This is a genomic window from Pseudomonas sp. LBUM1648 (assembly GCF_059716145.1).
Genome location: NZ_CP166808.1, coordinates 1,331,579 through 1,349,442, shown reverse-complemented (window position 1 = coordinate 1,349,442; position 17,864 = coordinate 1,331,579). Strand labels below are relative to the sequence as shown.

General features: G+C 58.4%; 20 protein-coding genes. 1 reads left to right on the top strand and 19 read right to left on the bottom strand.

Annotated features, from left to right (window positions below; translation table 11 throughout):
* Nucleotides 1-11 precede the first annotated feature (11 nt).
* Nucleotides 12-746 carry a LexA family transcriptional regulator gene (locus ACA043_RS06045; RefSeq protein ID WP_095191963.1) on the bottom strand — a complete coding sequence of 245 codons (735 nt, stop codon included), beginning with the start codon at nt 744-746 and terminating at the stop codon, nt 12-14.
* Nucleotides 747-1,224: 478 nt separating this feature from the next.
* Between ACA043_RS06045 and ACA043_RS06040 the strand changes: the two genes are divergently transcribed.
* Nucleotides 1,225-1,647: a hypothetical protein gene (locus ACA043_RS06040; RefSeq protein WP_497658813.1), complete on the top strand. Its 423-nt coding sequence runs from the start codon at nt 1,225-1,227 to the stop codon at nt 1,645-1,647.
* Nucleotides 1,648-1,666: 19 nt separating this feature from the next.
* Here the strand turns inward: ACA043_RS06040 and ACA043_RS06035 are convergent, their stop codons facing one another.
* From ACA043_RS06035 to ACA043_RS05950, 18 genes are all read right to left on the bottom strand, one after another.
* Nucleotides 1,667-2,173 carry a lysis system i-spanin subunit Rz gene (locus ACA043_RS06035; protein ID WP_497659622.1) on the bottom strand — a complete coding sequence of 169 codons (507 nt, stop codon included), beginning with the start codon at nt 2,171-2,173 and terminating at the stop codon, nt 1,667-1,669.
* Nucleotides 2,170-2,487 carry a ubiquitination-like system serine protease family protein gene (locus ACA043_RS06030; RefSeq protein ID WP_497658812.1) on the bottom strand — a complete coding sequence of 106 codons (318 nt, stop codon included), beginning with the start codon at nt 2,485-2,487 and terminating at the stop codon, nt 2,170-2,172. Before ACA043_RS06030 ends, ACA043_RS06035 begins: the two co-directional genes overlap by 4 nt.
* Entirely contained in the window at nt 2,484-2,906 is a 423-nt protein-coding gene (locus ACA043_RS06025; RefSeq protein ID WP_497658811.1) for a cell wall hydrolase, read from the bottom strand. The genes ACA043_RS06030 and ACA043_RS06025 overlap by 4 nt, the downstream gene beginning before the upstream one ends.
* 63 nt (nt 2,907-2,969) lie before the next feature.
* Nucleotides 2,970-3,389 (bottom strand): tail fiber assembly protein, encoded by a 420-nt coding sequence (locus ACA043_RS06020; RefSeq protein ID WP_497658810.1) that lies wholly within the window; start codon nt 3,387-3,389, stop codon nt 2,970-2,972.
* A 4-nt stretch (nt 3,390-3,393) separates the two neighbouring features.
* Nucleotides 3,394-4,644: a hypothetical protein gene (locus ACA043_RS06015; protein WP_497658809.1), complete on the bottom strand. Its 1,251-nt coding sequence runs from the start codon at nt 4,642-4,644 to the stop codon at nt 3,394-3,396.
* 26 nt (nt 4,645-4,670) lie between these two features.
* Nucleotides 4,671-5,330, bottom strand: a complete 660-nt coding sequence (locus tag ACA043_RS06010) for a hypothetical protein (RefSeq protein ID WP_497658808.1) — start codon at nt 5,328-5,330, stop codon at nt 4,671-4,673.
* A gap of 319 nt (nt 5,331-5,649) precedes the next feature.
* A complete protein-coding gene (locus ACA043_RS06005) occupies nt 5,650-9,252 on the bottom strand; it encodes a TipJ family phage tail tip protein (RefSeq protein WP_497658807.1) in 3,603 nt (1,200 codons plus the stop codon).
* A gap of 59 nt (nt 9,253-9,311) precedes the next feature.
* Entirely contained in the window at nt 9,312-9,899 is a 588-nt protein-coding gene (locus tag ACA043_RS06000) for a tail assembly protein (RefSeq protein WP_497658806.1), read from the bottom strand.
* Nucleotides 9,896-10,678 carry a C40 family peptidase gene (locus ACA043_RS05995; RefSeq protein WP_497658805.1) on the bottom strand — a complete coding sequence of 261 codons (783 nt, stop codon included), beginning with the start codon at nt 10,676-10,678 and terminating at the stop codon, nt 9,896-9,898. The genes ACA043_RS06000 and ACA043_RS05995 overlap by 4 nt, the downstream gene beginning before the upstream one ends.
* A gap of 2 nt (nt 10,679-10,680) precedes the next feature.
* Nucleotides 10,681-11,382 (bottom strand): phage minor tail protein L, encoded by a 702-nt coding sequence (locus ACA043_RS05990; protein ID WP_497658804.1) that lies wholly within the window; start codon nt 11,380-11,382, stop codon nt 10,681-10,683.
* A 54-nt stretch (nt 11,383-11,436) separates the two neighbouring features.
* Complete coding sequence (locus ACA043_RS05985) at nt 11,437-11,781, bottom strand: phage tail protein (protein WP_497658803.1); 345 nt, start codon at nt 11,779-11,781, stop codon at nt 11,437-11,439.
* Nucleotides 11,781-15,212 (bottom strand): tape measure protein, encoded by a 3,432-nt coding sequence (locus ACA043_RS05980; RefSeq protein ID WP_497658802.1) that lies wholly within the window; start codon nt 15,210-15,212, stop codon nt 11,781-11,783. The genes ACA043_RS05985 and ACA043_RS05980 overlap by 1 nt, the downstream gene beginning before the upstream one ends.
* A gap of 54 nt (nt 15,213-15,266) precedes the next feature.
* Nucleotides 15,267-15,677 carry a hypothetical protein gene (locus ACA043_RS05975; RefSeq protein WP_497658801.1) on the bottom strand — a complete coding sequence of 137 codons (411 nt, stop codon included), beginning with the start codon at nt 15,675-15,677 and terminating at the stop codon, nt 15,267-15,269.
* A gap of 60 nt (nt 15,678-15,737) precedes the next feature.
* On the bottom strand, nt 15,738-15,896 hold the full coding sequence (locus ACA043_RS05970) for a hypothetical protein (RefSeq protein WP_497658800.1): 159 nt from the start codon (nt 15,894-15,896) through the stop codon (nt 15,738-15,740).
* 92 nt (nt 15,897-15,988) lie between these two features.
* Entirely contained in the window at nt 15,989-16,315 is a 327-nt protein-coding gene (locus tag ACA043_RS05965) for a hypothetical protein (protein ID WP_497658799.1), read from the bottom strand.
* Between the two features lie 39 nt (nt 16,316-16,354).
* A complete protein-coding gene (locus tag ACA043_RS05960) occupies nt 16,355-16,852 on the bottom strand; it encodes a hypothetical protein (protein WP_127648850.1) in 498 nt (165 codons plus the stop codon).
* A 55-nt stretch (nt 16,853-16,907) separates the two neighbouring features.
* Nucleotides 16,908-17,294, bottom strand: coding sequence for a DUF3168 domain-containing protein (locus ACA043_RS05955; protein ID WP_497658798.1), 387 nt, complete (start codon nt 17,292-17,294; stop codon nt 16,908-16,910).
* Entirely contained in the window at nt 17,287-17,862 is a 576-nt protein-coding gene (locus tag ACA043_RS05950; protein ID WP_497658797.1) for an HK97-gp10 family putative phage morphogenesis protein, read from the bottom strand. The genes ACA043_RS05955 and ACA043_RS05950 overlap by 8 nt, the downstream gene beginning before the upstream one ends.
* Nucleotides 17,863-17,864: the final 2 nt, after the last annotated feature.

Sequence of the window (17,864 nt, the reverse complement as noted above, 5' to 3'; positions counted from 1 at the left end):
CCGGGGTCTGCTTAGCGGGCGTACATGCCCCACCAGAAGACGTGACCGAGGATGACGATCTGCTCTTCCTGGATTTCCTGGAAGGTGTAGTCCTCGTCCGGATGTTCGTCGCGATTGAAGCTGCGCAGGCGGATACCGGTAGGCAGCCGATAGAGTTGCTTCACCCGCAACTGGCCGTTGTGGTTGATTGCATAGAGATCGCCATCGATGATGTCGCCAATACCGCACTTGCCCGCGTTCACGCCGACCGTGGCGCCGTCACGCAGCACCGGCAACATGCTGTTGCCACGCACCGTCACGCACTTGGCCTGATCGAATTGCACGCCGTTATGGCGCAGGCTGCGCTTGCCGAAGCGCAGGCTAGAGCGCTCGCTCTCTTCGATGACGAATCTTCCTGATCCAGCTGCCAATTCAACCTCACGAAGGAAGGGCACCGACACCTCGTCATCATCGACAGGCGTGTCGTCGTCCCACAGCATTATGTCCTTGAGTTCCGCATGCACGTCATCACGCGCAGCACCGGCAGACGGCGCAACATCCGCGCGCCCGCGCAACTGATCGGTGCTTACATTGAAGTACTCGGCGATTTTCGAAATGTGTTTATCCGAAGGATCGACGATCTTCCCGCTGAGAATCCGCGAGAGAGTGGATTGAGGCACGCCGGTGCGACGATGGAGCTCCGTGGGGGAGATCCCGTGCTGGTCGAGCAGTGCTCTTAAGACGGAGGATACGTTGCGTTTTTGCATAACGCGCATAGTGCTTGAAGTTTTTCGCGAAGACAAATGCTGATTTGCATAAATTGTGCATAAACACACAAATCATGGGCAAAAGTGTCAGCGGGCCGTCATGCCTGCGTCGGATAGACCGCCATGGTAATCTTGCGCCCATCGCGGAAAAGCCCGGCGGATGCCCCGCTTTTGCCCTACACCTTTGAACGAGTTGCCTGACAATCCGATGAATAAAGCCGTCTCCGACCTGTCCTCCCACACTCCGATGATGCAGCAGTATGGGCTTGAACAGTGCATAAGCCACGTAGCACGCGGCTTTCGGAATTTTTCTGTCTAAAACTCTACTGTCATTTGTTTGCGTTTCTCCCTAGTAAAACCGGGATGGAGTGAGCTAGTTTTAGACAGCTTTTCGGATGGCCGAAAGGAGCTCCAAATTACAAATGGCCGCAGCGCACTACCTGCGCCCGCACACAAGAAACCCACCAGAGGAAAAAACATGTCGAGCAAGGAAGACTTGATTCAGGCATTACAGCGCTTTGAAGAAAAAACGCGAAGCGCGGAGATAGACAAGGAGGCGAAAGCTGTTGAGTTCAAAAGTTTGATCGGCAATAAGATGCTAGAGATACGTAACTGGGTTCCAAAGGTAAGTGGAATTCAGGCGTTGATAGGTCCATCGGTGAGCCTGGGAGGTCTGAGCCTGACCTCCCTTGACGTAACTGTTCTGGGCAAGAAAGTGTCGATTTCGCCAAACGTCCTTGACGAACAGTACTCTATAAAAATTGATGGCCTTTTCGACGGCGTTCAGTATTTTCATTACATCAATAATGAATGGATCGCCAAGGAAGATTTCCTCGATGTAACCATCAAGCTCACACCCGAAACATTCTATGACCAACTAATCGCCCTTATCCCTAAATAGTTTTCAGCACAACAAGCCGTCACCGTGTCACATTCCGAACATACGCTTGGCACGCCTGCAGCGCGATCAGCGCCCGGTCGCCGGTGTCTGTGATGGCGATAATTCGTTGAGCATGCGCCGGGTCAAGTCGGGCGCGTACGGCTGCATGATCCACGCCGCCGGCGCCGGGGGTGGCTGGCACACCGCAACCTTTGGCAACGTCGGTTGCATCGAGGAGGACTGACAGGCGGACATCAGCAGTGGCAAGGCGATCGCGCAGGCGATCTTGATCACGTTGGGCATCACTCATTTTCCTGAAGTGGATTTGCTCGCTGGCCGACAGCCGCTGCTCAAGTGCCAGCCGCTTGTCCTGCTCGGCCTGCTGCGCTGTCGCCGCAGCCTGAGTCAGTTGATTGAGGGTTTCGGCGTGCAACCGGTCCTGCTCGGCCAACTGCTTCCCATAGCGCCAGTCCTGAAACTGCCAGGCGCCGCCGAAGCCGGCTAGCACCAGCGCCAGCACGCCGATTAACTTCCACGGGATTGCTATTGGCATTGCTCGTCCTCCCAGTCAGGCAGATCCACCGTCTGCCCAGCCAGCGCGTGCGTACAGTCGCCGAGAAACTGAATGCGGCCGTCGGTAACGAACGAATGGCACACTCGCTCCCCGTCAGGCCATGAATAACGCACCAGCACTGAAGGCGTGAACGTTGGTCGATCCAAACTTCCATTCCAGCCCCAACGTGGCTCTGGGCCTGGTCCGTGCATGATCCGGTGCACCATCTCGCAGCCTGGGCATTCGAACCACAGACTTCCCTCATCGGTAGTCGCCAGCGCGCGAGACAGCCTGCGAAAGGCCGTCATGGGACATCCTTGAAGAATACGTGACCGCCCAGCTTGAGCGTCTGCTTCGCCTTCGCCGACCACGCAGGCGCCTTGATGCTGGTGGCGTAGTAGTGAGTGGCGCCGCCGGTAGGATCTGGCGCCTTGCCGTCGATCACCTGGTCAGCGGCGATCCGGCATTGCGCAAGTTCGCGGAACAGGATCTGCTTCACGCCGATCAGGTACTGATAGTTTGGGTCGGTCTTGTTCCAGCAACTGAACTGGTATGGCTTTTGGCAGACGCCAGCGTAGCCCTCGCCCCACCATGAATTGGTCTTTCCATCAAACACGCGGTTGCGGATCGTCCAAGCCACCGCGATCTGGCCAGCAGTTCCTTCGCCGCGCGCCTCTCCCCACAGCGTTCGGGCGAGGACGTCTCGATCTTTCTCGGTAACACTCATCAGCTTTCTCCAGGCAAAAAAATACCCGCTCGATGGCGGGTGCGATTTGGCGCATCAATCAAGTCAGGACTGATTCACGCGGGCGACAGCCGTTTCTTCGGTGTACGGATCCGGCTGGTCGGGCCACGCCGGATCGGTCGGCCAAATTGGCTGGCCCGTCACGCGCCCTAGAAGAACGCGGTATTTCTTCCAGTCGGCCAGCGCGGAAACGCGCAATGGTTTTTCTTCGACCTCCTCAGGCAAAGCGTAATCTCCGTTAATCGCGTCATTGATTGCATCGACGCGGCTTTGAAGAGCAGTTACTTGCGCTGTGGCGAGGCGTGTTCTGGTGTTCAGATCAGCCGTCGTAACACGCAGTAGATCCTGCGCGGCGATCGCATCGATCAGAGATTGGGGAATCTCATCGACATACGCTTCGCCCTCCATCAACGCCATGTCGGGGTTAATGGCTCTCCAGCCGGTCGTGGTAATTGCGTAGGGCATGTTTTCACCTGTCGAAGTAATAGCCGATGCAGTAGACGGATGCTCTCGCGGCGCCCGATGCTTGATAAGTGATCGAGCCGTCAACCGCTGAGATAGCGCACCTTGCATTCAGCACAGGTCCAGCCTGAACAAAGACCGTCCAACCTGAAGTAATGGACGTGCCCGCATCAGAAGGCGTGAACTGCGCGTACCCGGTACCGGGATTTTGCCAAGCACCCTCAAGCGTATGGGCAGTCACCGGTGTGCAAGGCCTCGTAGAGAAGGACGCAACCCCTGCGGCGGCGCTCAGAAGAATGAACGGCACGGTCTGCGGGTCGCCATGCTTGTATGAGACGTAGCCTTGCTCCGGATGGTGGTCGAATTTGTATATCTGATTGGCAGTGGCTCGAACAAGTAGTGAGCCAATGTATCGACGGGTGCTATCACTCGTCTTCTGATGAGCCTGGTTGTAGTAGCGAACCGGAGCGGCGGGGCTCTGCTCAATGGCGCCGGCAGAAGTGAGGTAGAGGTGGATAAAGCTGTTGGCTGCCCCCGCCGGCGTAATGCTTCCGCCGGCATAAGCTACCACCTTTCCTGCCGCTGGAACGTACGCGCTACCCGCCCCGATCGCGATCGAGGTCGCAGACGACCACGTCATCGTCAAACCTTCGATAAAGCCTTGAGCGCCACCGATGCCGCCCTGCTCCCGAGAGAGTGGCACTGTCAGGCCGGTGAGTTCGTTGATGTCCGTGTTTACGCCCTTGCCTGCCTTGCTGAACTGAAGCTTGGCCAGTGCGGCGAGCAGCGTATCAGTCGCAACTACGGCGGATGACGCGCCGGGCAGGGTAAATCCAGTCAGCAGTGACGCCCGAACCCGCGCTTCGGTGAAGTACTTGTTCGTTGCGCCTTCACTAAGGCCGTCGGTGTTGGAGAGGTTGAGTGCACTCCGGACGCCCGCCAGAGTCGGATCATTACCCAGCACTGCCAATACGCCGCCGAACTGGTTCACCAGCGCCCGCAACGCATCAGCGGATTCCTTAACGTATCCCTGCATGGGTGCGATTGCATACACCCCAGCGCCAGCGGTCGCGCCCTGGTAATTCGGAGAGATCGACAGGGCCGTGTCGCTGGCGATGTTGGTGACTTCATACCAGCCGCCATCTGGCCCCCGGAATGCGTCACCCACCCGGCCGTTCGATAAAAACGCTGTGCCGACGCCGATAACCGCGTTCGAATTTTGGGCAACAGAGACCGTTCCTGATTTGTACCAGGGCATGGTTTTATCCTTTGATTGTTTCGAGGTTAATTTGAGATTTTCTTTGCAAACAGCGCGGGCATATTAAAAATGAATGGATTGTTAGCGGCCTGAGTTAGCGCTGATAACGCTCCCGTGGCCACATTCCAGCTACAGACTATCGTTCTGTTCGGAAGAAGATTCATGCTGAAGTTATTGACCATCAGATAATCATTCGGGCCAATGCTATTGGGCACGCTGTAATAGTTTGTGTATATACCTTGCGAGCTAAGTTCCGTTCTTACATACGTCCAGCTTTGCGCGGCCTGGGTGAATATCGCGGCCGGCGTACCCGAATCGAAAATCACTTTGGCCGATCCGTCCCATAGCCTCAACCCAAAGGAGGCAATGGCTTGGGAGCTAAACGAACAGGAAAACCATTTTCCGGGAGCAAAACCAGCAGCGCCGCGACTGATGAGATAGAAACCCGTCCATGAACCGGGCGAGCCTAATATCCGAACATCGGTATAAAGTGAGCTGGCATCAGGCCTTACAAAGATGAAAGGCGGCTCCTGCGTAGTGATCGGACTTGCAAACATATTTGTCGAGCTATTAACGCTATCAGAGTTATTGATCAAGCTTCCCGAAGCCATTACGCACATTCTTGCGACTTCACTATCAACGACAACTACGTCGCTCTGATTGACAAAGCTCAGACCGTAAGTCATTTAAACCTCACAACCATAAGATGCATAGAACCGCCGGATACCTCTGTACCTCCCCAGCCTCTGACGTAGTTGTACACGTCGACAAATCCGTCATCCCTCATCAATGTTTCGAACTGCGTTTGAAATGAATTCCAAGCGCCTATCGGCACGACTGTCGCAACGCAATTTTGCGAATTACAGCCAGCAGGTACAGCGAAGGTCTGAACCTGCTTTGCCGGCGACGAGAACGAGACAACCTGCAAAATCACAGGGCGCACGGTGAAGGAATTTTCATCAATCTGGAGCGCCCCATCGCCACCCCATATCCGCATTCCATGGCTCATGCGTCAAGATCTCCCAACTGCACACGCTTAACGCCGTTCTGGTCGTATACCTTGATAGCCCGATTGGTCATCGTCAGCCGTCCACCTCCTGGCGCAGGGCCGTTGAATTCTAGGTTCCCCGCCTTATCCAAGCGCCAGCCCAAAGTGCCGGCAATGTAATTGTCGGACTGGAGGTACTGACCGATCTTCAGCATCGTGATGCTGCCGTCCTGAATGAAGGCAGAGTTCATGAACACTTGGCCACCCTGGACTGCAAAGGGCACAGAAATGGCGCCACCGGCAATTGTGTTGACGATGGCGAACCGATCCGCACTCACCAGGAACTGGCTCTGAAGGCCGGCGCCGGTGTTCTCAATCCCAAGCCCAATGCCGGCCGCAACGTACTGTCCATTCGCCGTGACCTGCATCTTCACCGACCACATTGTCGACAACTTACCGTCGGTGTTCGCGAAGGCGGTCGATGTTTCCTGAATGGCAGCGCTGTTCTCGCCGACCTTCACGTTCACCTGGGTGATTGCCTGCGCGGTGGCTTCTCGGTCGGTGGCCACCACCTGCCGGAGATCGGTAACGTTTGCCTCGTTTTCTCCAACCGCTACAGACAGAGTCTCGGTTTTCTGTGCGAGCGCCAGATTCTCCGACGCCCTTACCTTCTCCTCGCTCGCGATTGCGGCCGTACTTCCCCACTCTTTTAGAGCGCCATCGAGATCTCCCTGCCCGTCGTCATCACGCCAGGAGGCCCGCAGCGCCTGGAATGCTGTCGCTTGCGCCGTGACCACGCCATCGATTTCTTTGATCTCAGTGGTGTTGGTTGCCACCTGCTGAGCTAACCCATTCGCCGTTTCCACTGTTTGGCCTACGTCCAGCCAGTACGACGGATTCGGCGGTGGAGTGTCGATCGGTACCGGGCCGGTGGCCTGATAGATCCGCTTGCCCTGCACCACCAGGTCGTACTCGTCATAGGTGGCTTCAGGGTCGTAGCCCTTGAGCCCGTCGAGCGCGTCGATCTGATCCTGAAGACCAGGGATCTTGTTGATTTCGTCGAGAATGTCCTGGCCAAGTTCTGTTTCGCCAATCTGCCCGGCGATCATTTCCAGAATTGCCGACGCGTCCGCACTCGATTGCCCCATCACGCCCAGGCCAACCGGGTAGAACGGGCCGATGTTTCCGGTACGATCCACCAGGCGAGCCCAGAAGAAGAACGTCACGCCGGCGCGAAGCCCCTGCAATGCGTACTCTTTTTGCGGGTAGGCCAGATCTGCGAGCTTCGTCGCAGCTTCCAGGCTGGTCGACGGCCCGTACCAGATCTCCGTCCGTTGAGTATCCTCCGCCCCTTCAGGGAAGCCCCACCGCAGATTGATGCCGAACAGCAGTGGTGTGGCGATCAAGTGGGTAACCGCCGGCGGCAATCCAGTCTTTCCGAGCAGGTCAGTCAAAACCGAGTTCGTCGGAATCGATGAAACGTTCATGGCGCTGACGGCTCGCACCCGGGCCAAGTATTGACCGGAGTAGATACCGCGCACGTCCACTGCCAGTTCGCCCGTCCGCGGAACCTTGATCCATTCGCGCGCGCCCCACCGCCACTCGACGTCATATCCAACGGCACCGGGTGCGGCGTCCCACGCGATCGTCATGTTGGTGACGGCAATGCCCTGCTCGATCACAACGTGCTGGCTGAGCAGCACGCGCGCTGGCGCTTCCTGCGTCCCGACCGGGATGCCACTGATTGGCCGCGTATCCACGACAGCGCCGAAGTCGATCGCGTCGAATTTGCTCGGCTCGTGCTGAACGACCTCGAGCTGGAACTGATGCCACTCCGGCCGCGTGACGTTGCGCACGTAAAACTGCATGACCTTCAGGTCGTCGAAGTCGATCACCCAGCCGCATTCCGACTCAGGCACTTCGCTGTAATCGGCCATTACGGTGACGGCGCGGCCGGCGAACGACTTGATGACGCGGCCCTCCGACTTTCCGCTCGGCAGGTTCAACATCAGGCGGGCGCCGGTGGGAATGACCACGTCGCGATCGAGTGTGATCACCCGGCCATTGACCGACGAGATGCGCCCACCATTCGCCCGGCCTGCCAGCATAGGGTCGCCGACGGCGATCACCTTTCCAGGCTTAGGGATTTGGCCGTCCAACCCAACGCGGAAGGTCCCGCCCCGGGTTTGCAGTTGTTCGGTGAGTAGCGCCCACTGGCCGGCGCGTTGCGCCTGGCCGAGCGAGGTACAGCCGAACGCGTCCACGGCGAGCTCGCGCACCGAGCCCAACTCGCTCAGCGCCTCGTCGTCGAAGACTGGCTCCTTGTCTGTCTCAAAGCCCTGTGCGGGGTTGTCCCACGACACCATGGCGTTGGTGTGGCGATCACGCCAGCGGGTGCCATCGTATTGAATAGCGCCATTGTTGAGGATTTGTGCCGGACTGTAGCTGAACGCAGGATCGCCCGGCATATCGGCGTTGACGACAATCTGGCTGCCGTCCCAGTAGGCCAGTCCATGAAAGATCGAGGCCAGATCCTGGAGCACGGCATAGGCTTCGGCCTGCTTCTGGAAATACAGATTGCAGGTGAAGCGCGGCTCTTGACCTCCTTTACCGTCCGGCACCATCTGGTCACAGTATTGCGCGATGCGGTACAGCGACCAGCGATCCACCATTGTCGCGTCGATACGCTCGCCCAGCCCGTAATAGGGATGCAGCACCAGATCATAAAAGACCCAAGCTGGATTGTTGGTGTAAGCCTCTTTGAACGTGCCGTCCCAAACTCCATTGCTTGTACCGGTCCCGCCGGTGGCGTAGGTCCGCGTTTCGGGGTTGTAGTTGGTCGGCACCCGCACAATGCGCCCACGCATCAGCACGGCAATCTTGGCGATATCGCCACCGAATTGCTGGGCGTCGTACTCGATGCAGCCAACCGAAGTGAGCGGATATTCCTGGTCGCTGTCGACAACCTCGGCGACCGCTTCGACAACCATGCCGTCCTGTACCAACGAGCTATTCGCCTCAGGCGTCAGGCGCCGGGCGCGGATTGTCCAGCGGCCTCCATCCGGCAATTCGATGCGGTGTGACCGCTCGTATTTGGTGATGTTTTTCCGATCAACAAACGAGGTCAGGACTTGGACATAAGGACCGTTGTCGGTGGATATGTCAACGGCATACTCAATCCGCACGCCGTTGATATTGCCGCTGGAATCTTGGCTTTGCAGCTGCGGCCAACTGAAGCGAACGCGTATGGCGTCGATCATTGCGTTGTTGATGCTATGCAACCAAGGCGCCGTGGTCAGCAGCTCCTGGCCAACGGCGATTTCGTTGCTCGACTCGGATACGCCCTCAAGGCGAGCCTGGTTGAGCTCGCCCGAGCGGAACTGCCATTTCACTCCTGGGAAGTTGACGGTCCCGTCCTGCGCCTGAATCGGCGTTCCATCGAGACGCACGGACTGCAAGCCATTCACCGGCCCGACGATCGGCCCCCAACTCCAGAGATAAACAATGCGAGCAGTGGCGATTGAAGGGACGCTGTTGGAAGCGATGCTCGGCTGCTTCTGCTTTGCTTGGCCACCTTTGGCACCCATCACCGCCTGGCTTCTTTTCGCTACTGCACCCATTCCGGGATCTCCATAAATGCAAAAACCCGCCGAAGCGGGTTGTGGGTGTTACCGAGGGATCAGATGTTGTCTTGCGTGTAGATGCCGCCAGACTCGACGGCGCCGCCGATCTCACGCTCTCCGTAGAGCAGCGGGTATGGATTGCCCTGGGCGATGGTAGTGACGGCGCTGCCGAAGCCGTAGCTCGGGTTGTTGCCGTCCTCGTTCTTGTCGCTGGTGTTGGCTTTGGTCGTCGGAGACAGCATCTGCACCACGCCGCCCAAGCCAACGGCGGCGCCGGCGGCCAGCAAACCCATGCCCAGCGTGGAGGTCGTGCCACCGGTGAACAAGCCGGCGACGACCAGCGCCACGCCGAGCAAGGTTTGAAACATACCGGCCTGCTTGCTTCCTTGAATAATCGGCATGATGCGGATCACGCTTTGCGCCGTCGGCTTGAGGTCAAGCTCCTGCTCGCCAACATTCCTTTCGTCGATGAACACCGCAAACACAAGGCCGCGCTCTTCGGCGCTGCGCAGGAACTGTTCGAAGCCGGGCTTCATGTTGCACAACGCGCTCATCGCATCACGAAAGCCGTATAGGTCGAGCAGGTATTCACGACCAAACCGCTTGCCGAGCACGCCGCCCAGCTTGATAGTGGTCATTGTCATGGCTTGTAGTCCTTGTGCCGCAAAATCAATTTCACGCGGCTCGCCTGTGACCAGCCAAAGATTTCCCGGCACGCCAGACGCCCAGCCATGTGGTGGTAAATGAACGGCCCTGCACCGCCGAGAGTTGGTGCGGGCTCACTGACAAGCGCGGGTTCGTCACCCAAGTAGATCGCGGCGTGATTGGGATGGAAGCATGGCCGGCCGAGTGTCGGCACCTGCAAAACCAGCATGTCGCCGCGTTGCGCACTCTCCACTTGGTAGAAGCCGGCGTCCTTGAAGTTGTCTTCGTAGAGGCTGGGGCCGTTTTCTTCCTCCCACCATAGGTCGTGGCGTTCGAAATTTGGCAGCACCAAGCCGGCCTCTCGAGCGTACCAATCACGACACGCTGCCCAGCAGTCGAGCAACCCATGGGAGAAGTCGCGGGCTAGCAGCGGCGCCTTAAAGCCGACCGGCTTAAACCATTCGAATTCACCGCCGGGCCAACCCACGATGCCCCACGGTATTTCATGCAATTCACAGCTCACGCGATCAGCCATGCTCGGCGCCGGCGCTTTGTCCGGGTGACTGTGTATGATCGCCAGCACCTCGCCGAGATCCTCGGCAGCGGCCAGATCATGCTCATCGATCTGAAAATTCTCTCGGTCGGTCTTTGCCTTGTTGCGACACGGTACATAAACCCGGCCGTCGAGCGTGCCGACCAGCACACCGCACGCCTCAGCTGGATAGACGAGCTCCGCATGACCTCGGATCTCTGCCTGCAACTTCTGATTGATCCGCATAGCTACCTCGATGATGCGATCAGGCTCGCGCCCATGGATCCGCCAAAGCGACGGGTATTGCCACGAAGCTTGCAGCTGCTCCACCAGCCGCCGCAGCGATCGAGCGCCGGGTTGTCGGTCGGTTCGTTCTTTTTCGTAAACATTGCAGTACCCATGTAGGCGCACGCCTCGCCCCGGTAGCCGCCGCGACAAGCCCAGCGACAGAGCTTGGTGATCTGCTGGGAGGGCAACATCTGACCTTCCATGTCTGTGGGTGCCGAGAGCTCGAAGGTCAGCGACTCGAATGTCTCGCTGGTCTTTTGTTCGATGTACCAGAGATTCAGCTTGCTCTGGTTGCTGGCAGTGGGGTTGCCGTCAGGGAAGTTAGCTGCGTCCAGAAAGTGCCGGAATGTCTCAATGACCCTGACCTTTGCGCCCGCCAAATCACGGAACTGCAAGCACAGCGCAGTGAGTGCGCCACGAACGCCGCCCAACTCGTTCGCCACCTGTAGCGTCGGAGATGCAGGCCGGCCATCGCCACGAATATCGAATCCCTTGGCCGTGATCTGCATGGGTGAATAAAGCTGTCCCTGCCAGATGATGTCCCCCTCTTGGGCGTGGCCATGGAAGCGCCAGAGGTTTGCGCCCAGGCGTGTGGCGTCCAGTTCGAACAGACGAATTTGATTGCCCGGCTCCAGCTTTTGAATATCGGCGTTGTAATTCATAAGGCTCCAGAAACAATAAACCCCGCACTTGGCGGGGCTCATCAACTCGGTAGGTCAGGGGGTGTAAACCTGCTTGAACACAAAGGTCAGCGTGAACAAACCGTTTCCCAGCGGGCGAGGCTTGTACCCGTTGCATTTGTAACGCCCCTGAACGCCTCCCGGCGGCGTCCACAAAAACGACTTGTACCCTTCGTGGCGATCGAGGAACGCCCAGACCAAGGGCAGCTCGTCACCCTCTTCCATCGCCCCGGTGTGCGTCAGGTTCCAGGCCTGACTTTTAGTATTGATACCGATGCCACCCGACTGGATGTAACCGTCACCAAACTCGTTTTCCCAGGTCCGCTGCGAAACGTCGCCATCGGCGCCCAACTGCACGTCATAAATGAATACTTCGGCCATCAGGTACGCCTCCAGAGCCGTCCGCCTTGACGCATTTCCCGGTCAAGGAACTGACCGAAGCTGGATTCAAGACCGGCACTGATTGATTCGCCCTGCATTTGCGCCTGCTGATCCGTCATGCCGGGCTGGGCCTGCACACTGACTGGGGCGTTAAACACGATTTGTGTAGTGCTGTCCGGCGCCGACTGGGCGTAAGAGCCAACCATTGCCGCTCGCCCATTGTCAGCGGCCTCTAAGCTACCTTCACCGATCTGCGCTTGCGGTTGAGCGCCAGACAGCCCGTTGTCGATCCGAGACAGCATTGCGTCGAGCTTCGCGCTGGTCTGAGCGGTGGTTACACGCTCACCCTTTTGCAAAAACCAACTGCCGTCCTCTGGCACCGAGTCGATACCATCGTGCGCCATGCCCGCCAGTGCGGTCATACCAACAGCCGAGGCCAGAGGGCCGGTAACAGCCAACGCCGTAGCCATTGCCGCCGGCGCCGCTGCCGGGCCGATGATAGGAATAGCCGCGGTCGAAGCGAAGGCGTTGAGACCCGCTGTCAGAGACATGGCTTGCGCGTTGGCACCGAGGGTACCGGCAGCGCTTGCCTGAGTAGACTTGCCTACCAGCAATTGCACACCCTGGTAAATCAGCCACTGCGCCGCCATGTCGCCCAAAGCCTTCAGCATCGACTTGGCGAAGTTGCCAATCATGTCGCCCAGCGCGTCACCGGCATCCTCTGCGCCGCTGGCCACATCCGAGAAGAACGTGCCCAGCCCACCGGTGGCCTCGCCCAGTGCAGTGTTGGTGATGTCCGCAGCCTGTGCCGAGTAGTCCCGCGCAGCATCGGCGTAATTGGCCCACACCTCGTTGACGCCATTCATCCAGTTGGCTTGCTGTTCATCGGTCGCCGCGTAGAAGTTCTCCTGCGCCAGCAGCCGCTTGTTCAGCTCATCCTGAAGGACCTGCGTTTGCTTCGCATACAGTTCTGGGGCGATCTGATCGGTGTTGCGCTGCTCATTGAGGGCGGCGACATCGGCGGCGTACTTCTGGCGCATAGCCAGGTCAGCGCGCATCCGGTCCCGTGCCTTGTCGCCCATGCCGACGCCGGCAAGCTCTTGGTCGAAGCCATCCTTCGTGGTTTGGGTCGTCAGTGCCTGGGCGTTCTTGAACGCTGTCAGCTTAAGATCGTCCTCGTTCGCCTTCTTCAGCTTGTTCAGCGCATCCAGCTCAGCGGCCATACCCATCAGCCGCTTCTTCTGCGCCTCGCTGAGCTTCCCCAGCTTCCCCTCCTGAAGCTCGAACGAAAGCTTCTGAACCTCTGTGGCGTCCTTCTGCTTGTCACCGGTGGTGTTGATCAGCTCGATCTGGCGCTTGTAGCTCTCCTCGGTCGATTCGAAGTCTTTGAGCTGCTTCTTCGCGGCTGACTCTGTTTCGCTGGAGTTCTTCTTCAATGCCTTGGCAGCAGCATCGTCTGAGGCTTTCTGCGCGTCCTTGGCGGCAGCTGCCGAGCGAATGGCAACGATCATCCCTTCAGTTAGATCTGTATTTTCGGCGATGAACCGGTTGGCAGCCTCAAGAGCTGTTTTGTCTTGTGCGGCACCTAGCTGTTTTTGCAGCTGCTCAAGGTATTTCTTTCCAGCCTGATCGGCTGCAGCGATGGCGGCATTGTTCTTTCCGCGAGCGACGGTATTAGCATCTGTCTCCCCGGTAAGCCGAGCAAGAATTTCACGTTGCGCGTCCAGCGCCGCACTCAAATCGGTAACAGGTCCCTGGCTATTTCTGATGGAATCAGTCATCGAGGTCATGACGCCAGGCACCAGCCGAACCTGCTCAACCACCGCCAGCCAATCGACAACAATCCCCGCGGCCTGATCCTTTGACGCTTTGCGCACCAAATCTAGCGCACCCTGGACATCCGAGGGTAAGGGCGCCAGACCGGCCATTAGACCGTCGGCACCAGCCCCCCCCATATTTCGCAGGTCATTTTCAAACTTGTCGGCAATCGCCTCGGACATCTGACCGAGGTCGGACTGCATGTCCTCGACCTTCGACTTGAGCTGGTCGAGAGTGACAGACTGAGTTGCCCGATTCAGCTTCCCAAATCGCTCGATCAATTTATCAATCGGGTCTCCGAGATCCCCAAGCTTTTGCTCGAGAACGCTGGTGTTATCCCGCAACGTGATGAAGGCGGTTGCCGCTCCGATGGCGAGCGATGCAATACCGAGCGGCCCTCCGAGAACCCCCATGATTACGCCGCCGGCTCTGCTCACCCCCGCCTGTGCGACCGCTACGGCGTTCGTAGCTCGCGCCTCAACCATCCGAGCTTCGGCCAACTGAATAGACATTTGCGTCTGAACTGCAGTACCGCGTGCGGCCAAGGCCTCCTTTTCAGCGAGAAACACCGAGGTCTGAGCTTTCTGCTGCTCGGCCTGTGCGGCGAGCAGAACAGCGGCAGCCTGTGCCTTGCGTGCAGCAGCATCCTTGAACGCTGAATACACAGCCACCGCGGCGGAGTCAGCGGAGGTCACTCCGTACCGGGTTAGGGCGGCAATCGCGGCGACAAGGGCCACATCGGCCAAGGTCTGGAAGTTATCGCCCAGAACGCTAATGCCACTGGCCAAAACGCCAGCAAAGTCAGTCGTTTCATTCAGGCGCCCCGCGTAAACGGTGAAGGCGTTCGACAGATTCTGCACCGCGTCTCGCACCGCCACACTCATGCCATCAGCCAAAATCCCGTTGGCTTCGGCAGACTTCTGTAAGCCCTCGGTAAGCACATCCAGGCTGAGCTTGCCCTGGGCGCCAAGGCTACGTATTTCCTCGGTGGTCTTACCGGTAGACTTCGCGATTGTGTCAACCACTGTCGGCATAGCTGCAAGGATCGATTGCCAGCCATCAGCTTCAACCTTGCCGGTTTGCAGTGCCTTTGAATAAGCATCGATGGCCGCACTGGCCTTGTCAGCTGATGCCGAGTTGGTCACCAACAGAAAACTGAAACTGTCCATCACATCCAGCGCTTGGCTGGCGTTGTAGCCCATCGACTTCAAACTGTCAGCTGTGCGGATGTAAAGCTCTTGAGCCTCGCTCAGTGGACGATAGGTGCGTTTGGCGGTCTCCAGCAGACGACCCTGCACCTGGTCGTACTCGCCAACGCTGGTGGTGGCCATACCGATCCGGTCAGACATCTGGCCATACGAGTCGGCAGCTTCGATGATTTTCCCGACTGAGGCAGCGCCAACGGCGGCGGCCAGAGCACTCTTTATCATGCCGGAAGCATGCACAGCCTGCTCGCCAGCACGGTCAAAAGCCCCATCAATACGCCCAAGGCTTTTATCTATCTTCCCAGACGCTTGGGCCACGCTGGAATCCGCGCGCGCCATTTCCTGACGGAGCTGCGCGGTGGTCGCCTCGATGCGGACCAGCATCCCTTGAACGTCTGTGTCTGCCATGCTTTTCTCCGCACAATAAAAAGCCCGCCGAAGCGGGCTGTACTTACTCATTCATTACCGAAGATTGATTTCGGCCTTGTAATCGTTAACGCGGTCCTTGAAGTCTCGGGCCTCCTTGCTTTCGGTGAGGTCGCGACCCCACATGGCCGAATCCAAATAGCTTAAATAAGCAGAGTAGAGAGCCTTGATCCTCTCTCGCATAACGTCGCCGTCGGGATACTTATCGTATTCTGATTTGACGAGAGCTTTGATCTTGTCTCTGCTTTCAGTTGCACAGGCCTGAGCATCATCGCTAATTGTTTTTGATTGCTTTCCTTTTGCAGACGCAGCCATCTGTGACTTCAAGCCACACAGGTAAACTTGGCCCCCCATCTCAGCGTCAATGGGTGCCACTTTCTTCTCTTCGGCCATTGCGATTGCCGCAATGAAACACGCAAAAACACCGGCCGCAAAAGACAACTTCATATTTTTTACCTCCCAAATTAACCTAGGGAGGTTAGCAAAATAGGAAGTGAACTGCTGGCGTCACCCAACTTTCCTGCCAGTCAGCGCCTGCCGCAGTTTGTCAGCCACAGCAGAAGGCGATGTCTTGCCATCCTTGGATTTCGTTTTTCCGCCACCGAAGGGGTTCGTCATCTGTGCCCATTCGATCTTGGCGTCCATGGCCAGGAAGAGTTCGGGCATCGGCGTACGCCAGGCCAGGTCTGGAGACCAGCCAAGCCAGCCCGTGGCCACCGCGTAGAGCCGGTCAACATAGCTGCCGTCTTCTACGGCACTTACGCCGCCGGCTTGGCCTTTCCCGCGTCAGGGCCTTTCGGGTTGTACAGCGCCACCAGATAGGCATTCAACTGCACCGAAACTTCCAGCACGCCGGTCTGCCACACCTGCTCGGCGACCGCCTCGGCTGCCTTGCCTTTCAAGCCTGCGCCGCCGGCGATGATCACCGCGCAACCGTCAATGCTGAGGGCGTTGATTGCCTGAGATGCACCGCGCAATCCACCGAAGTGAGCCTCGATCGCCCGAACCGCACCAAGCGTTGGCTGGAGCGTGTACGTCTCGTCATCGAGCTTGATTTCGACGGTACCGTGAAGAGTCTTGCTCATGTTTCGAATCCTTTGGAGTCGGGGCCGAAGCCCCGCAGGTTAGGCAGCGGCGGCCGGGAGGATTTCCAGAATGTCGGAGTTGATGCCGATCGTGACGTTGCGGCGAACCACGTTGTCAGCGGCGCCGGCGGCGACGGTGTTGTTCATCACCTTGCCACGCAGGTAGAACGTGGTCGGAAGCAGCGCCGGGGTGGCGTCCGGGTCGCCGTCGTTCAGGGTGATCTTGATGTTGTAGTCGCCCTTGCTGCGGTCCTTGTGCGCGACCTTCAGCTTTGCCTGCCCCAGATCGCCGTTGTCGAGGCCGACAGTCAGGGTCAGATCGCCAGCGTCAGCGGTGCCCTTGTACTTGCGCACGCGGCCATCGCGTAGCGACGTAAAGGTCACAGAGCTGAACGTATCGCCGAACTCGCCCAGGTCTTCCACCTCGCCGATATCGACGTAGGTGTCTGCCTTGTAGAGCGCTTCGGTATCAGCACCGTTCTTGCTGCCGATGCCGATCCGGCAGCCGGCGGCTGTGTTGAGGTTGTCTTCGGCCATGGGGGTTCCTCCAAAGGCACATTGGATAAAGCCGCGGTGCGGCCGGGTGTGGGATTTAGTGGGTGGTGATAACGCGGACCGTGATCGATCCCTGGTACGTGACGCCGTCAGCATCACGCTGGGCGTCAGCTTGTTCGACTCGGACTGATACAGCGCGGCCGACGGCCAACGGCAAGCGGCGCTCATCCAGAGCCGCCACAACCTCGCCGCTGATCCGCTTGACCTCGGCCTGACCGTGCGCGTCTGACCAGACCGAAAGGTAGATCAGTCGCTGCTCGCGCTTCCTGCCGGCAATCGGCGTGGTGTTGGTGGAGATCTCCCGGTCAATCGAGACATACGGCATATCCGTATCCATGGGCGCGCCGTCGTAGATCGGGCAAGAGACCTCGGCCTCAAGCCGGGCGAACAGCGCTTCCTGCAACGCAACAGAAGGATCACTCATCGCTTGCTCCTATGCTGGCCTTGCGCAGCGTCCTGGCCACCGCTTCGCGGATGTTGGCGAGCACGAATTCGCGGTTCACGTCTTTGGCCGGCCGCAACCATGGATGAGCCGGCCGGGCTGGGATATCCGGGTACTTACCGTAGAACGTGGCTCCATCAGACTTGTTCTTCGTGTCACGGGCGCGCAGCGCGTTGCGTCGACCAGACAGCTTGGACTTGTCGCGGTTGACGGTGTGCTCACCGCCCACTGCGTTTCGGTCTGCTCGCCGATACAGGGTGCCGCTGTATCCCTTCGTCCCGTACTCCAGGAAGCGAAGATAGAAGAACCGCTGCGTGTCGCGCTTGCCCCGGATACCGATCTCGGCATTGAGGCCGCTCTTCGACACAAACACCTTCAGCGCAGCCGATGCGGCTCCCGTGTCCTTGGGAATCAGTTGCCTCATCGTGGTCAAGATCTTGTCAGCGCTTTCCTTCATCACCCCAACCAGCTCGTTATCCATGGTCGCGTGGATGTTGCGCAATGTCCGGCGCAACTTGAAATCGCCTGACATGCGTGAGCGGCGGGCCACGG

Excerpts from the sequence above, each read along its gene's own strand:
- ACA043_RS06045 (WP_095191963.1), bottom strand. The coding sequence starts at position 746 with ATGCAAAAACGCAACGTATCCTCCGTCTTAAGAGCACTGCTCGACCAG.
- ACA043_RS06025 (WP_497658811.1), bottom strand. The coding sequence starts at position 2,906 with ATGAGTGTTACCGAGAAAGATCGAGACGTCCTCGCCCGAACGCTGTGG.
- ACA043_RS05980 (WP_497658802.1), bottom strand. The coding sequence starts at position 15,212 with ATGGCAGACACAGACGTTCAAGGGATGCTGGTCCGCATCGAGGCGACC.
- ACA043_RS06040 (WP_497658813.1), top strand. The coding sequence starts at position 1,225 with ATGTCGAGCAAGGAAGACTTGATTCAGGCATTACAGCGCTTTGAAGAA.
- ACA043_RS05985 (WP_497658803.1), bottom strand. The coding sequence starts at position 11,781 with ATGGCCGAAGTATTCATTTATGACGTGCAGTTGGGCGCCGATGGCGAC.
- ACA043_RS06015 (WP_497658809.1), bottom strand. The coding sequence starts at position 4,644 with ATGCCCTGGTACAAATCAGGAACGGTCTCTGTTGCCCAAAATTCGAAC.
- ACA043_RS06005 (WP_497658807.1), bottom strand. The coding sequence starts at position 9,252 with ATGGGTGCAGTAGCGAAAAGAAGCCAGGCGGTGATGGGTGCCAAAGGT.
- ACA043_RS05975 (WP_497658801.1), bottom strand. The coding sequence starts at position 15,677 with ATGAAGTTGTCTTTTGCGGCCGGTGTTTTTGCGTGTTTCATTGCGGCA.
- ACA043_RS06020 (WP_497658810.1), bottom strand. The coding sequence starts at position 3,389 with ATGCCCTACGCAATTACCACGACCGGCTGGAGAGCCATTAACCCCGAC.
- ACA043_RS05965 (WP_497658799.1), bottom strand. The coding sequence starts at position 16,315 with ATGAGCAAGACTCTTCACGGTACCGTCGAAATCAAGCTCGATGACGAG.
- ACA043_RS05995 (WP_497658805.1), bottom strand. The coding sequence starts at position 10,678 with ATGCGGATCAATCAGAAGTTGCAGGCAGAGATCCGAGGTCATGCGGAG.
- ACA043_RS05990 (WP_497658804.1), bottom strand. The coding sequence starts at position 11,382 with ATGAATTACAACGCCGATATTCAAAAGCTGGAGCCGGGCAATCAAATT.
- ACA043_RS06000 (WP_497658806.1), bottom strand. The coding sequence starts at position 9,899 with ATGACAATGACCACTATCAAGCTGGGCGGCGTGCTCGGCAAGCGGTTT.
- ACA043_RS05955 (WP_497658798.1), bottom strand. The coding sequence starts at position 17,294 with ATGAGTGATCCTTCTGTTGCGTTGCAGGAAGCGCTGTTCGCCCGGCTT.
- ACA043_RS05970 (WP_497658800.1), bottom strand. The coding sequence starts at position 15,896 with ATGCCCGAACTCTTCCTGGCCATGGACGCCAAGATCGAATGGGCACAG.
- ACA043_RS06010 (WP_497658808.1), bottom strand. The coding sequence starts at position 5,330 with ATGACTTACGGTCTGAGCTTTGTCAATCAGAGCGACGTAGTTGTCGTT.
- ACA043_RS05960 (WP_127648850.1), bottom strand. The coding sequence starts at position 16,852 with ATGGCCGAAGACAACCTCAACACAGCCGCCGGCTGCCGGATCGGCATC.
- ACA043_RS06030 (WP_497658812.1), bottom strand. The coding sequence starts at position 2,487 with ATGACGGCCTTTCGCAGGCTGTCTCGCGCGCTGGCGACTACCGATGAG.